The 14,155-nt window shown below is 49.1% G+C and carries 11 protein-coding genes; 4 read left to right on the top strand and 7 right to left on the bottom strand.

Translation table 11 applies throughout. From position 1 onward, the window contains the following. Nucleotides 1–9: 9 nt before the first annotated feature. From DWZ56_RS14740 to DWZ56_RS14720, 5 genes are all read right to left on the bottom strand, one after another. A complete protein-coding gene (locus DWZ56_RS14740) occupies nucleotides 10–1,095 on the bottom strand; it encodes a glycoside hydrolase family 88/105 protein (RefSeq protein ID WP_118557396.1) in 1,086 nt (361 codons plus the stop codon). A 64-nt stretch (nucleotides 1,096–1,159) separates the two neighbouring features. Then, nucleotides 1,160–3,784 (bottom strand): exo-rhamnogalacturonan lyase family protein, encoded by a 2,625-nt coding sequence (locus tag DWZ56_RS14735; RefSeq protein WP_118557395.1) that lies wholly within the window; start codon nucleotides 3,782–3,784, stop codon nucleotides 1,160–1,162. 138 nt (nucleotides 3,785–3,922) lie between these two features. After that, a complete protein-coding gene (locus DWZ56_RS14730; protein ID WP_118557394.1) occupies nucleotides 3,923–5,707 on the bottom strand; it encodes a hypothetical protein in 1,785 nt (594 codons plus the stop codon). A 69-nt stretch (nucleotides 5,708–5,776) separates the two neighbouring features. After that, a complete protein-coding gene (locus tag DWZ56_RS14725; protein WP_243095288.1) occupies nucleotides 5,777–6,679 on the bottom strand; it encodes a carbohydrate ABC transporter permease in 903 nt (300 codons plus the stop codon). Nucleotides 6,680–6,700: 21 nt separating this feature from the next. Continuing rightward, on the bottom strand, nucleotides 6,701–7,645 hold the full coding sequence (locus DWZ56_RS14720; RefSeq protein ID WP_243095286.1) for an ABC transporter permease: 945 nt from the start codon (nucleotides 7,643–7,645) through the stop codon (nucleotides 6,701–6,703). 335 nt (nucleotides 7,646–7,980) lie between these two features. Here DWZ56_RS14720 and DWZ56_RS14715 point away from each other — a divergent pair, with 335 nt between their 5' ends. The 4 genes from DWZ56_RS14715 to DWZ56_RS22770 all read left to right on the top strand — a co-directional run bounded on the left by DWZ56_RS14715 (nucleotide 7,981) and on the right by DWZ56_RS22770 (nucleotide 11,925). Next, nucleotides 7,981–9,534, top strand: coding sequence for a response regulator (locus DWZ56_RS14715; protein ID WP_158584607.1), 1,554 nt, complete (start codon nucleotides 7,981–7,983; stop codon nucleotides 9,532–9,534). Then, nucleotides 9,512–11,326, top strand: a complete 1,815-nt coding sequence (locus tag DWZ56_RS14710) for a sensor histidine kinase (RefSeq protein WP_118557392.1) — start codon at nucleotides 9,512–9,514, stop codon at nucleotides 11,324–11,326. Before DWZ56_RS14715 ends, DWZ56_RS14710 begins: the two co-directional genes overlap by 23 nt. Nucleotides 11,327–11,456: 130 nt before the next feature. After that, a complete protein-coding gene (locus tag DWZ56_RS22775; RefSeq protein WP_158584606.1) occupies nucleotides 11,457–11,618 on the top strand; it encodes a hypothetical protein in 162 nt (53 codons plus the stop codon). Next, nucleotides 11,572–11,925, top strand: a complete 354-nt coding sequence (locus DWZ56_RS22770; RefSeq protein WP_158584605.1) for a hypothetical protein — start codon at nucleotides 11,572–11,574, stop codon at nucleotides 11,923–11,925. Before DWZ56_RS22775 ends, DWZ56_RS22770 begins: the two co-directional genes overlap by 47 nt. Before the next feature lie 19 nt (nucleotides 11,926–11,944). Here DWZ56_RS22770 and DWZ56_RS14700 read toward each other — a convergent pair whose 3' ends face one another. Then, nucleotides 11,945–12,769 (bottom strand): MBL fold metallo-hydrolase, encoded by an 825-nt coding sequence (locus DWZ56_RS14700; RefSeq protein WP_118557390.1) that lies wholly within the window; start codon nucleotides 12,767–12,769, stop codon nucleotides 11,945–11,947. Continuing rightward, nucleotides 12,766–14,139: an alpha-L-fucosidase gene (locus DWZ56_RS14695; protein ID WP_158584604.1), complete on the bottom strand. Its 1,374-nt coding sequence runs from the start codon at nucleotides 14,137–14,139 to the stop codon at nucleotides 12,766–12,768. The genes DWZ56_RS14700 and DWZ56_RS14695 overlap by 4 nt, the downstream gene beginning before the upstream one ends. Between the last annotated feature and the right edge of the window lie 16 nt (nucleotides 14,140–14,155).

Here is a 14,155-nt window from a genome sequence, read left to right as displayed (position 1 = left end):
ATGCGCAGATCAGCCGATTGCCTGCTGCGCTTCTTCACACATCAGGAGAAACGCGCCTGCGCCGTGCAGGTCATTGACCGATACCGGACGGTCACAGTAATGTTTGTAGTCACCAACGCCTGTTCCGATGCAGACATTTCCCACAAGCAGATCCTGCCCTTCCCATTCCAGGCTGCGGATCACGCCTTCATATCCTTTTCTCGCATACTGCAGATAGCGGGAGCTTAATATACCGTTTCTCACCGCCTTACACAGCGCAGCCGTAAACAAACAGCTGCAGGAGTTCTCCAACCAGTTACCGGCTTTTCCGCCTTTATCCACCACCTGATACCAGCGGCCCTCATCGGACTGGAATGCACAGACGGCTTCCAGCAGACGCGCCGTCATATCAGACAGTATCATACGGCCCGGGTGCCCGGACGGCAGAAAATCCAGATCGTCCAGAAGCGCCACCGGCACCCATCCGATGGAGCGGCCCCAAAATTCCGGCGAACGCCCCGTCACAGGATCCGCCCACTCCGCCTTCCTGCGAAAGTCCCAGGCATGATACAGCAGCCCGGTCTTTTCATCCCTGGTCTTCTCTTCCATCATTAACGCCTGATGCACCACCAGATCCAGAAGGTCCGGGCGCCCATACTTCGCTCCGTACTCGGCGCATACAGGGCCTCCCATATACAGTCCGTCCAGCCACATCTGATCCGCAAACAGGTCCATATGCCAGAACCCGCCCTCCGGATTTCGCGGATACTCATCAATATGGGAAATCAGCTTATCCAGCGCTTTTCGGTATCTTACATCCCCCGTCCGCTCTATCAGCGGATACAGAAGGATGCCGGGCTGGATATCGTCCAGATGCTTCGGCGCGTAATCCAGGATATTCCCTTCCTTATCCGTTACCGAATCCACCCAGTCCTTTATATAGTCAAAATATCTGTCTTCTTTGCTCAGAAGCCAGGTTTTATATACCCCTGACAAAAATACCCCCTGGTGATAATGGAAGTGGCCCTTTGGCGGCAGGTCTGCGGCTTCATATTTTCTCATTATTGTATCGCAGGAGCATTTCGCATAAAAGATCGGTTCATGCAAGTCTTTCATAATTTACATCCTTTCACTGCAGGCTGTTTTCATTTTTAATATAGATTACATAACCGGATACGCCTTAGCGTCTCTGCACCGGTATATTTCCCATGTCCTTCACCATGTCCCGCAGCGTGTCCATACTCTCCGGGAGTGCTTCACGTATGAATTCCAGCGCCACGATCACATTGAGACACCACTGTGAGATAAAATTAGTGGATATCCAGGGTTCTTCCTGCAATTCTTTATCCCCGTTCTGGCCGCGCTGCACGGCATAGGTCACCGGTTCGATACCGCATCGGCCATTAAGCATCGCATCAGCCAGGACCTTCCAGGCAAGCTCCATCAGATGCCGGTCGCCTGTTTCCCTGGCGGCATAGGCTGCCAGCGCGCCTTCGGCAATGGGAAATCCAAAGGACCGGTTGGTGATCTGCCCGCCGGTGAGCCGGATCTTCTCCTCTTTTGGCAGCCAGTAGAATCTGCCGTGTTCAATCAGCATCCGCCTAAGTCCCTCATGCTCCAGCATATCCGCCAATTCCAGCCAGATCTCCGGCCCGCCCATGCAGACCTGCAGATGCATGTTGGGGGTCTCTTCATCTTCTCCCTTGTATATCAGATGTCCGCTTTCCATATCGTATTCAAATCCGGGGCCGGAAAGCAGACGGAAGGGTGCTGCGGCGATATCGGAAAGACCTCTCTCTATTCTTTCAAGATACTTTTGATCCAGCGTCCGTTCATACTCCGTCATCCAGTTGGATACAAAAGAAGACCAGTCCGGTCCGCTCCGCACACAGAGCTTTTCCGAACCGTCTGCACCGGGCCCCATATAATAATACAGGTCTCCCATGGACTGATCCGCATCCCGCACATCCTCAAATACGTCGCCCAGCCTGTAATCTCCGGTCAGATAATAGAGATACCGGTGATGTCCCGCCATGGAAACCCTGGGTTCCTTGCAGGAGCAGCCCCAATGGCGCACATTGTGGCGGGAGCCTATGCCCTTTTTCGGGCCGAAATGGTAGATGTCCACCTCGGAGCAGTGTCGGGACATGGCCTCCATCACCGTATACACATCTTCCCGTCCGGTGCGCAAAAAATACAGCCACAGCCAGTAAGTCGGCACCAGCTCCGTGTTCTGCCACGCAAAACCTCCCATATCATAGCGCCAGCAGTGACGGACTTTGTCATAAGTATGCATGATATCTCCGTAGTCAAACAGCCCGTACCAGCTCCTGTTTTCGATCTCATCCTGATAAAACTCAAATGCCCGGTCAAGCTGCTCTTCCAGCCACTTTTCCGTTTCCGTATTCTCTTTCCTTAAGCTCCAGTAACCGAAAGCTCTCTTATCATGATAATATTCCGGTGTGCCCACATAGACCGGCCCCTTCGCTGTCCTGTCCGCAAATGCCTTCACTTCGCCGTCCGACGGCAGGGAACCGGTTAACTTCACCAGGCATTCGCTGGTGACGGCGATGCCATACGCGCTGGGGCCCGGCTTTTCAAAGCCCTCATACAGGGACAGGTTGTAGCTCTCCGTAGTATAATGGCGGAAATCGTACGCCTCCGCTTCCGGAGAATAGAACCAAGCGGTGCAGCAAGTGTTCCCGTCTCCCAGACCGTCCGCCTCCAGACCGGAAGGGTACTTCTGCCAGAAATCTTTTATGCCTATCATAAGGCCGCCTGCCTCACCGGCCACGGCCATCACTCCGGGCGCCCTGTATCCGTGCAGGCAGCTCACCGTGCAGCACTCCGGCCTGATCTGCTTTTTAATCTGAAAATGGGACGGGCTGTCCTGGCATAACGCAAACCGATTCCACATGGGCAGGTGTTTCACCGCCTCTTTCACGTTGTCCCCCTCTTTAGGTATATATCTGCCGCCGTCCATCTGGTTCTGATAAATGTCCTGTGCCACCCTCGGATGGTTGCAGAACAAAAGCATCGCAGCTTCATGAAAGAGGTTTCTGTCCGTGGCTATTTTTACATGGCGCTCCCAGGCGGGGCCTGCTAATGCCGCGTCAAAGCGGATGCCCATGCACTTTAAATAATCTTTCTCTTCCTTTCCCGCAAAGAAGAATGTGTGCACGAACCGGATCTCCGGGCTGCCGTTCCACAGATACATGCGGACGGCAAAGCGCATTGGCCCATGTGCTCCCTTAAAACAAAATACGCATTGCAGCGGACCGCTCTCTTCCATTTCTACCGACTCGATCACCGCGGGGCAGTTTTCTGTTTCCGTATATGCGGCAGCGCACCCGCCCATTTCCCTGAAACCTCTGTGTTCCAGCGCCAGGACGGGATATGCCTTTGAAACAATAAGCTTTCCGTCCATACAGATATCTTTTGCGATACAGCCGGACTGCCCGCAGCCAGCCGCAGGAACGAGCAGCGAGAGCCTGCCGGTATTTACATGGTAACCGTTCTCGTCCTGCCTGACCAGCATATTTTCAGGACTTTGGCTGACTTTTCCACCGTTTTTCTCTGGAATGAGGCTGACACAGTCCCCCATCTGCTCTGAATCCGCCGTATGCGCTGCCCACTTTACGCTTCCGTCCGGCCACCAGGCACTTATCCGGGTCTGAACAGGGATCTTTTTCCCCTGCCCGTTTAAAAGAGTGAATTTAGGATCTTTAACCTCATTCTTTTTCCATACGCTTCCAAATGTTGTATATCCGCCGATTGTTCTATTTTCCAAATTATGTAATTCCATATGCTCCCCATTCCGCGCAGCAAAGCGCTTCCCTCAGACATAAATACAGAGCTGCTGCGGCAAAAGCCACAGCAGCTCCCTTCCTCTTTTACCGTTTTATCCACTGACTCCAGTTCTCGTGTGCTGCCAGTATGATGTTTAGTTTCCGGACTCTAAGTCGGCCTTGATCGCTTTCGCATTTTCCAGATCCTGAAGTCTCCAGTCGATTATGGACTGTGCATCCAGACCTTCGCAGTCAGCTACCATGGTTTCCCAGATGCTCTCAAATTCCTCATCGCTGTTTGCATATACCATCTTCCAGCTGGCGGTAACCACCGTATCGCGCAGCGCGTCTACGGTCAGCTGCATTGTGGGATCCGGCAGAGTGCAGAGCGGCTGTACGCCGGTCAGTGCGCTGTCTGATACATAATTATCACCCAGCCATTCTTTCCATGAATTGTATCCGGTTGTCTTTATCCATTTCTGGAACGTTTCATCCTGCGCATTTAACGCGTTTACTTCTTTCCAGTTTTCTATTCTTCCGACTCTGTAATTTCCCTCTCCATCCATATAGGAGTTAAAAACACCGGTATTCACAATCCAGGGGGTATTCCAAAGTTCAGGCTTTTCACCGTCAGAATAGGTGAATGTAGACTCCTCGCCTGCTCTCGTCGCAATCATATCGTTCATGGCTTTTTCAGTGATAAACGCATTTCCATTCCCATCTGACTCCCAGCGCTCGCCGTCCTCTCCGTTAATAACCCAAAGATAAGCATCAGGATCAGCCAGCATATCCAAAAATTTCAAGCAGGTATCCACTTTTTCAGTCGCAGCGTTGATGCCAATGAGCTGACCGCCGTAAGGACTTTTATAGGAATAGTAAATCTTGCTTCCCGGAATATAATACTCCAGATAACTCGGCGCCCATCCCGGCAGATTGCCGCTCGGAACCATTGCATACCCTGCATCCACTTTTGCTTTCTGTGTAGGCCTGTCATTGTTAATGCTGTCAGGGTCCATTAATCCCCTTCTATAAACCTCATTATACCACTTCAGCCCTTCATAATACTTGCTGTCCTTGCTTAAAATGGAGCTTACCGTACCTTCCACCATATTTGTTTCCAGCATGTAAGCCAAATTCCATTCATCATAACCAAACCATCTGTCATACTGCTGTATACACGCGAAATAGTTCGTATCCGATCCGCTGTTTAATATGGTCCCATAATTAGGGTTTCCTTCCTCATCGGTCGGATGTGCCGCTACCATTTTTTCCATTACGTCAATGAGATCACTTGTGTTTTTGATCTCCGGAGCGCCTATTTCTTCATAAACATTCCACTTCAATCTAAGGCAGTTTCTCTCTGTAGAATCTGCAAAGCTCACTTTCGTTGAATGGTCGCCTACCGTAGTAGGAAGTCCGTATACTTCGCCGGTTCCACCGCTCTTATACTCTCTTACATAGTTCAGTGCCGTTGATAAGTCTTCAAAATTCTGTACATGCGGCATTTGATCTAAATAATCCTCGAGGTTTAACAGCATACCGGACTGTATCATATCATCCCTGTTTACCTCCGGTACATACATGATATCCGGCAAATCTCCGCTTGCCAGAATCGCATTGGTCTTTTCATCGGAATATGCCCATACCTCTACCTGAAAGCCCAGCGACGCAAAATATCTTCCCTTATAACCGCCAATCATTCCGCTGGATATGTTTCCTGCAGCAGGATATAAAGTTATTGTTGTTAATTCTCCGGAACTTGCGGCGTTTGTCGTATCGGCATCTGCTGCCTTAGTCGTATCCGCTGCGCCTGCTGCCTTAGTTGTTTCTGCCGGGTCAGTTGCACTACTGTTCTCCCCGCTGCCGCATGCGCCTAGTGACAATGCAAGCACTACAGCCAACCCCGAAGCCAACAGTCTTTTCATACTTCTTTTTTTCATAGAATCTCTCTCCTTTTTATTTTATTGCTGCGGGTAAACCCTATTATGGGCTTCCCCGTTAAAACCTGCTTAACCCTTAACTGCCCCTACCATTATGCCTTTCACATAATATTTCTGGACAAACGGATAAACCAGCATAATAGGTATTACTACCACCGCCGTTAATGTCAGTCGAATACCGGTAGGTGTGATTTTCGCAAACGGATCATCGTTTGTAATCTGCTCCGCCGCTGCCGTTATCTGATTCAAAAGCTCATACAGCAAAAACTGCAGGGTATACAGACGGGGCTTCGTAATATATAATTTTGTTGTAAAGAAATCGTTCCAATGCCCAACTGCCGAAAACAAAGCTACTGTTGCCAGAATGGGCTTCTGCAGTGGGAGCACAAGTTTAAAAAATCTGGTAAAATAACCGGCCCCGTCCAGATACGCAGATTCTTCCAGGTCGGGCGGCATGGCTTCGATGGACGTTTTAATTAATATCATGTTATACACGGAAAGCAGCCCCGGAATAATATAGATCCAGAAAGAATTTAAAAGCCCTAGCATCTTATTATTCAGGTATACAGGTATCATTCCTGCTGAAAAATACATGGTAATAACCACCAGGCGGTACCAGAATTTACGCCCCCACATCTCCTCCTTGGTAAAGAAATAGGCCATATAGGAAGAAACCAACATGCTGGCGGCTGTCCCGGTCACTGTTCTCACCACCGATATCACCGCGGCATTTCCCAAATTTTGTACTTTAAATATTTCCAGATAGTTTTTGATATGAAATCCCTTAGGCCACACTAATACCTGGCCCAGATCCACCGCCTGATTATCGCTGATCGTGCAGATCAGCAGATAATAAAACGGATAAACACACATCAGCGCAATCAATGAAAATACTGCTATTGCGACAATATGATACACAATGTCATTACCGGACATTTTCTTCTTACGGGAAGATACAGTTTTAACAGCCATTAGATAACCTCCAGTTTTTCGTTAAAATACGCTGGTTCCACGTATCTTTTTCGAAGCGAAATTTGCAGTTGCAAACAATACTACTGCTACCAGCGATTTCATAACGCCAACTGCCACACTGAATGAAATCTGTCCGCTTCCTATGCCCAGATTATATACATATAAATCCAACACTTCTATGTATTCCTTGTTCAATGCGTTGCCGAAAGCCAGATACTGATCCACACCGGTATTCAGGAAATTACCGATGCTCATGATCAGCAATACAAAGTACGTGGGAATCAGCAGCGGAATAGTAATATAGCGGATCTTTGCCCACCGCCCCGCGCCGTCCACCATCGCAGCTTCATAAAGTTCCTGGTCAAGACCGGCAATGGCAGCGAAATAAATGATTGCGCTCCATCCCAATCCTTTCCACTGCTGCAGCAGTACCTGTGCCAGCCATACATGCTTATCTGAATTCAGAAAATTTACATTTGCCGATATACCCAGATCTTTCAATACCGTATTAAACAGACCGTTTGATCCAAACATGCTAAGCGCCAGAGAAAACATGATCACCCAGCTGATAAAGTGCGGAAGCGTGGTAAAGGTCTGCACCAGCTTCTGGAACTTCTTGGATCTGATTTCGCTTAACAGCACCGCAAACAGCATGGGCAGCGGGGAAAACACATACCCCAGAAAATGTATTCCGAATGTGTTTTTCAGCACCCGGATCAGATTTTTTCTCATAACCGCATTGCCAAACAGCTGGGTGAAATTATCCCAGCCGACGAAATCACAGTCGAACAATGCCCTTCCGGGCCTATATTGGAAAAATGCAAAAGACCATCCCCACAGAGGGAGATAACTAAAGATCAATACCAGCAGTACGCCCGGCAGGATAAACAGAAACAGCTTAAACCTTTTCCATTTTTTCCTATCCGCGGCACTCATTGCAACCGCTGTTGTTTTTGCTTTTTTCACATCTTTCACCTCCTCATATCTCCTTTTTGTTTATGTATCCATTATAATTTTAAAGTTTCGAAATGTATATTTTAAAAAATTTAGTTATTTTTAATAATTTCTGTTTTATTATTTCAATACGTTTAAGTAATTATATATAATTTCAAAAATTACAGTTTTTCTGGGATGTCTGCAGTCCATTTTTATGCTATATGCGCCAGGCAGCCGGATATTCTTATGCAGAAAGCCCTACAAAACAAATGTTCCGTATTTATTTTTGTGCAATTATAAGGTAACGTATTATTCATAGCTGTTTTATCAGCGGCCCCATGGCCGTCAAAAAAAGGAGGCCGATCATGTATACGGTTCTGATAACTGATGATGAGCCCGCCATACTCAAGGCTTTATCCGATAGAATTCCCTGGCAGCAATTTGGCGTGGATACCTTATTAACCGCTGCCGACGGGCTGGAAGCGCTGGATGTGATGAAGGATAAGCGCGTCGATCTGCTGATCACGGATATACGGATGCCCCATATGGATGGGATCGAACTGCTTCACAAAGTCCGTGAAAAATACCCGGCCACCCACTGCATCCTTCTCACCGCCTACAGCGAATTTGAGTACGCCCGCACCGCCATGCAATTGGGAGTGGAAAACTATCTGCTCAAGCCCTTCCAGAAAGAAGAGATGGAGGCCACCATAGAAAAAGCGCTGGAGAACATCTATACCAGCCGGGAAAACTCCAAGCATCTGTTCCGCAACAATATCCTGCTGCGCTGGGCGGCCGGCACGATCAGCAGCGAAGAGCTTGGCGAGCGTTCCGGACTTCTGGACATCAATATCTATCTGCCCGAATATATGAGCGCCTGCATCCGGAAGAAGCAGAAGGGCTCTCTCTCCGCCTACTGCAGCGCCTGCGTGGAAGAATTATCCGGGGATTATGAGGTCCATCAGTTCTGGGACGACAAAGGGCGCTATGTTTTTATCATCGGAGGAGACGGCCTAGAGACAGACCGGATCGCAAAGACCTTCTCCCGCCTCGCCAAAAAGCTCGGAATGGAGAATTTGATTGCCCTTTCTCTCGGGTCTGCGGTAAGCGATGCCGATACTCTGTCACAGAGCTATAAAGAAGCGTGCAATCTGCTGGAAACGGCGGATCTGTCCGTTGCCGGCATGCAGATATTTGACCAGAGCCGGCACAGCATACGTCCGGACAGCCTGTTCATCGATAAACTGAACGGGCTCTTCCATCAGCCTTCTGAGGAGCTTAGAAATGAGGGCTATCAGCGGATCGGGAAAGAACTGCTGCCGTTCTTTGAGAAAGAAGAGACCAATCCGGCTCTTTTTATCCTCTCTCAAAGCCTGCAGCGGCTGTTTCTTCAGGAATTCCCGAACCGGCCGGAAATCCGCCAGCAGCTGTACAGCCGCATGCATCTGTTTTCCATCGCCTCTCTCGAGGATTTTCTTAACTCAGTGGTGGAACTGCTGGAATACAGCTATCTGCTGTTCAATTACTACTTCGACCAGCTTAGCCCCGTCATCCGGCAGGCGATCGGATATATCCACAAACATTATGCGGATGGGATTTCCATCAAGGATCTGTGCGTTAAAACCAGGATGAACCAGGCTTATCTGGGATTCCTGTTTAAAAAGGAGACCGGCATGTTTTTTAATAATTATCTGACCCAGTACCGGATCTGCTGCGCCATCCAGCTGCTTAAAAATTCCGATATGAAAATCAATGACATCGCCGGAAACGTCGGATTTTCCTCCGCCAGCTACTTTGTGACCAGCTTTAAAAAACAGACCGGCATATCTCCGGTCAAATACAGGGTATTGAAGCAGAATCTGTCCAATATGGAAGAAGTGCCGGAAGGGGATCAGGATGATGAACAGACCGTCAGATAAAAATACCGCCAGAGTGTCGCAGAATAAAACATTCCTGTCACTTACCGCTCTTTATCTGCTCCTTTTGATGCTGATTGCCGTCATCGCCTGCTTTTTTGCATACCGCCAGCGGCGGGAAGAGCTGTTCTCCCAGATGGATCTCACCTATATGCAGATGCAGCAGGACTATCAGGATACTCTGGATAATTTCTGGCAGATCTATATGCCGATCTATGAGAATAAAGGCACGATTCACGATGTGCTCCAGGCATATTTTACCACCGATGTGGATCCGGCCTCGGAGCCCTTTGCCAAATTGGATCTGAAAGACGCGCTTCAGCAGATGATTATCCGGGACAGCCAGGCTCAATGGATCGCCCTGTATTCCGATACCAGGGATATCAATTATATCCTGTTTAATACGGGCGGGAGCATACGCGAGCTTCCGGCGGATTTCCCTTATCTGGACAATATCCGGCTGGATTCATCCCTGATGGAAGTCTACGGCATGGAGCCGATTGTAAATGATTCAAATACAATTCAATCCTATGCGATCTGCGGCGGCATCCCATCCACCTGGGGCAGGGGGAAAATCCTTGTGGGCTACAGCACCTCCTCCCTGGAACAGATCTGTAAAAGCAGCATCTCTCCTCTGGAATCCTTAAGCTACCAGCTGCGAACCGGCGATGAGCTGATCTATGATTCCAGCGGGAGCTATGACAAGGCCAGGCTCTATCTGCCGGACGGCGGTCAGGAGGGCATACGGACCGGGGAAGGCGGCAGGAAACTTTATGTCCGTTCCGGGGTCTGCGGCAACCGTTTTTCCGTCATCAGCTACAACGCTTCCTGGCAGGAGATTTTCCTTTACTCCCATAAATTCACCCTGCCCATCCTGCTGATCGTGCTGCTGTTTGCGGGCCTTTCCATCATCCTATATCTCATCATGCTTCAGATGATCACAAAAGAAGTGAATGTGATCCGGGAAGGCTTAAATGATATCGGAGAAAACCATCTGGACCGCCAGATCCCTACCGGATTCAAACAGAGCGGGCTCTCTGAGATCGCCGAGTCCATCAATCATATGACCGTCCGCTTAAGTGACAATATCAACCGGGCCTATTATTACGAGCTGAAACAGAAAGAAGCGGAATTATCGGAGCTGCAGGCCAAATTCAACCCGCATTTTCTGTACAACAGTCTGGAGATGCTCTGCTCCCGCTGCTACCAGAGCGGCGATACAAAGACCGCGGAGCTGATCACGCAGCTGTCCGCGATCTTCCGGGGCTTCATCGGTTCTAAGACCTTCATTCCGCTGCAGGATGAACTGGCCTTCAGCAAACGCTATCTGGCCTTATTTGGGGCGCGTTACGGCAACAGGGTCAAGGTCAGATATAATTTTGAAAAGGGAATACTGCGCTGCGGCATCATACGCAATGTGTTTCAGCCCCTGATCGAAAACTATTTTGTACATGGGTTCGAGGTCTCCGAAGAAGATAATTATATTCTTTTCAGCGGCAGATCCCTGGATGAGAAGACCATGCTGATCACCGTGGAGGATAACGGCTGCGGCATGGAGGAAGATGAGCTGGAAGAATTAAATGCCAGGCTGCACGAACCGATCCAGCTGGATACCGAGAGTTACGGGCTGAAAAACCTGCATCAGCGCCTGCGCCTGTTCTACGGTGAAGACTGCGGCCTAAACATTGTGAAAAACAGCGGCAGGGGGATCACCATACGGATGACCCTCTTAAAGCTCACCTGTGAAGACATAGAAAAAGAAACAGCAAAACACGCAGCCGGCACACATCTGTAAATAAGGATTATAAACTTTTTACCGACTGCCGATTCATGTCTTTTTCCGTCCGTTTCATGCACACTGTCCCTTTTTCAGGAGAACTTCTATTATACTGATAGAAATATATGAAAGAAAGAAGGATTTTGCGATGAAACGAACATACCTAAGCCTGCTGCTGGCGCTTAGCATGGTGCTTTCTCTGATGCCTGCCACAGCGCTGGCAGCGCCGGCAGTATCTGTCACCGTAGGCGGCGTGTTATTAGATGCCAGTACTCCGTATCTGGAAAATATTGACACCACAGCTCCTTAAGTGGCAGGCCGATGCAAACGGCCACTGGAAGACCTGCGCCTATTGCGGTTTAAAGTTTGAAACAGGCAGTCATACCGGCAAAACCGCCACCTGTACACAAAAGGCCGTGTGCGAAATCTGCGGGCAGGAATATGGAGGCTTCGCTGCTCATATCCCGACGGTCATAAATGCCAAAGAAGCGACCGAAACCGCTCCGAAAATCGGAGATACTTACAATCCCTGGCTCTGGACTGCGCTGGCCCTGACAGCCTGCTGCGGAACGGTTGGCGCGGCATCATACGGACGGAAAAAAGAAATACAACACTAACAGTGCTTCAGCCCCTTTTTCATACCTCTATGGAAAAGCCGTCATATGCTATGAAAAATCCCATGCCTTTTGTGAGTGTCTCGAGTTCTTCCTGAATACCGCCATGATTATGTGAAAAATGCGTCAGCACACACGGAGTCGTCTTTTCAATACAGTTCATTAAAAGCAGGCGCTCCCGCACCTTCCTGCAGCACGGAATGCTCATATGATTGTGATAAACCTGCATATCCAGATGATTGCAGTCCAGGCTTACCAAATCAAACTTCCTGCCCTTCAAATACTCCCACACCTCATCCTTAAAATATCCGGTATCATTGGCATATAAAAGCGTCTTTCCATCCTTTTGTATCATATAGATGAAGCATTTCTCAGCCGGATTGTGGTCGGCTAACAGCGGAGTCACCTCATAGCCGCCCACTGTTACCGTTTCGAATTCCTCAAGCTCTACGATACGCAGTGCCTTGTCGGTGTTCGGATAGATTCCCCTTGTCACCACATTATGATGATACAGGGCGGAAAGCATATTATTACCGTATACATGCATAATGCCATCGGCATTGCCGAATGGAGCCGCTCTTGTCAGCAAATCATCGATATAGAAATGATCCTGATGACAATGCGTAATCAGCACATGTTTTATCTGCGTCAGATGAAGATTGTGCTGCAGCATATGCATATAGGTATCCGGTCCAAAATCCACCAGAAGCGCATCGTCTATCAGCGCCTGGCTTCTGGTGCGGATGCTTTTTCCACCTGCTTCTCTGGCTTTCTTACAATGCTCACACTCACAAAACAGAGCCGGAAGCCCCTCCGAGGCCGCCGTTCCCAGATAGGTCAGTCTCATCCTTTTTCCTCCTCAAATACCAGGCTAAGAAGCGGTATTCCGGATACAATATCCGCACACTCCGTTGTTTTAGCCGTAATATCCGCATAATGCTCCCTGCGCTCTGTAACCAGAATATATTCCCGGCCGGCTTCCAGTGTCACTGCCGCAGGAAGTGTCTCATAGGAAAATCCCAGCATATCACTCGGTGCGTCCGCTTTGCAGATCACCGTGCACAGCATCCTGCCATCCGCGGTCAGCAGCGTAAGCTCTGCATCTGTTTTATCCTCTGCCGTAAACAGACATCCGAGCATTCTTGCCTTACGGTCTTCCTTCAAACGGATCCGCAGGCTGGCGGCAGTGTTTTCCCGGCGGGTCGTGCATAGCTTCCAGGTAGTATACAGAGATCCTGCCTGCACACAATCCTCTGCCTGACGGTCAATCAGGGAACGGATCTGCGTCAGAGCCGCAGCATCCTCTTCCCGTACCCGGCCGGTAAAATCCGGGGCTGTCGATAAGATAACGTTGCTTGCGCCTCTTTGATACGCCTTGTGAATAAACGGGTACAATTCTTCGATAGGTGCCGGATGGCTCGGTGTCATGCCCTCGCGCGCACTGTAGGTAAACCAGCGCGTTCCCTGCACATATCCCTTTCCAACATTTTCTTCCACTTTTTGGAGGCAGATTTCATACTCAAACGGCAGATAATACGTCTCTTTGTCAACCTCACGCAGCTTGATGTGCCCGGTTTCGGGCGGAATCCGCTCTTCTCCGTTCACAGCATCCGTAGGGAAATAATGCAGTGCCGTTCCGTCCTGGATATGCTGGTTAAAATGCACCAGCGTATCCGGCTGCCTGTTTTTAATAAAATCGTAGATTCCCTGCACCGTCATTCCTTCCGGTCTCCAATTCGCCATATCCATCCACATCAGATAGATATCCCCATACTTTGTAAGCAGCTCTTCGATCTGCTCCAGCATAAGTTCGTCCGCATGTTCCTTCGGATTATAAGCACCGCCCCATATACAGTAATAGAAGCAGGGTTTAATCTCATATTTGCGTGCATAAGTCACAAATTCTTTCACAATATCTACGGGAACCGGGCTATTCATAACATTCGATTCTGTCGTTTTAGTATCCCAAAGGCAGAAATCCGATGTGTGCTTTGTCGTAAGCACCGCATACTTAACGCCTGCTTCTTTCCAGCGCCGAAACCACTGCTCCACATCCAGATCCGTCGGGTTCCAGACCTGCGGATCATTCACCTGGGTAAACTCATCTTTGGTATAGACAAACTGCTGCATATTAAAATGCACAAATACACCGAATTTTAATGCCTCATATTCCGCTATGGCCGGTGTCCGGCCGGCAGCCGGTACAAAATGTTTCATGATTTCTTCCTGCCTC

It is taken from the genome of Lachnotalea sp. AF33-28 (genome assembly GCF_003477885.1).
GTDB lineage: Bacteria > Bacillota > Clostridia > Lachnospirales > Lachnospiraceae > AF33-28.
This window is presented reverse-complemented; position numbering and strand designations above follow the sequence as displayed.

Bases quoted from the DNA above. Each gene is read 5' to 3' on its own strand.
- DWZ56_RS14730 (WP_118557394.1), bottom strand. From the start codon at position 5,707: ATGAAAAAAAGAAGTATGAAAAGACTGTTGGCTTCGGGGTTGGCTGTA.
- DWZ56_RS14700 (WP_118557390.1), bottom strand. From the start codon at position 12,769: ATGAGACTGACCTATCTGGGAACGGCGGCCTCGGAGGGGCTTCCGGCT.
- DWZ56_RS14695 (WP_158584604.1), bottom strand. From the start codon at position 14,139: ATGAAACATTTTGTACCGGCTGCCGGCCGGACACCGGCCATAGCGGAA.
- DWZ56_RS14715 (WP_158584607.1), top strand. From the start codon at position 7,981: ATGTATACGGTTCTGATAACTGATGATGAGCCCGCCATACTCAAGGCT.
- DWZ56_RS14740 (WP_118557396.1), bottom strand. From the start codon at position 1,095: ATGAAAGACTTGCATGAACCGATCTTTTATGCGAAATGCTCCTGCGAT.
- DWZ56_RS22770 (WP_158584605.1), top strand. From the start codon at position 11,572: ATGCCAGTACTCCGTATCTGGAAAATATTGACACCACAGCTCCTTAAG.
- DWZ56_RS22775 (WP_158584606.1), top strand. From the start codon at position 11,457: ATGAAACGAACATACCTAAGCCTGCTGCTGGCGCTTAGCATGGTGCTT.
- DWZ56_RS14710 (WP_118557392.1), top strand. From the start codon at position 9,512: ATGATGAACAGACCGTCAGATAAAAATACCGCCAGAGTGTCGCAGAAT.
- DWZ56_RS14725 (WP_243095288.1), bottom strand. From the start codon at position 6,679: ATGGCTGTTAAAACTGTATCTTCCCGTAAGAAGAAAATGTCCGGTAAT.
- DWZ56_RS14735 (WP_118557395.1), bottom strand. From the start codon at position 3,784: ATGGAATTACATAATTTGGAAAATAGAACAATCGGCGGATATACAACA.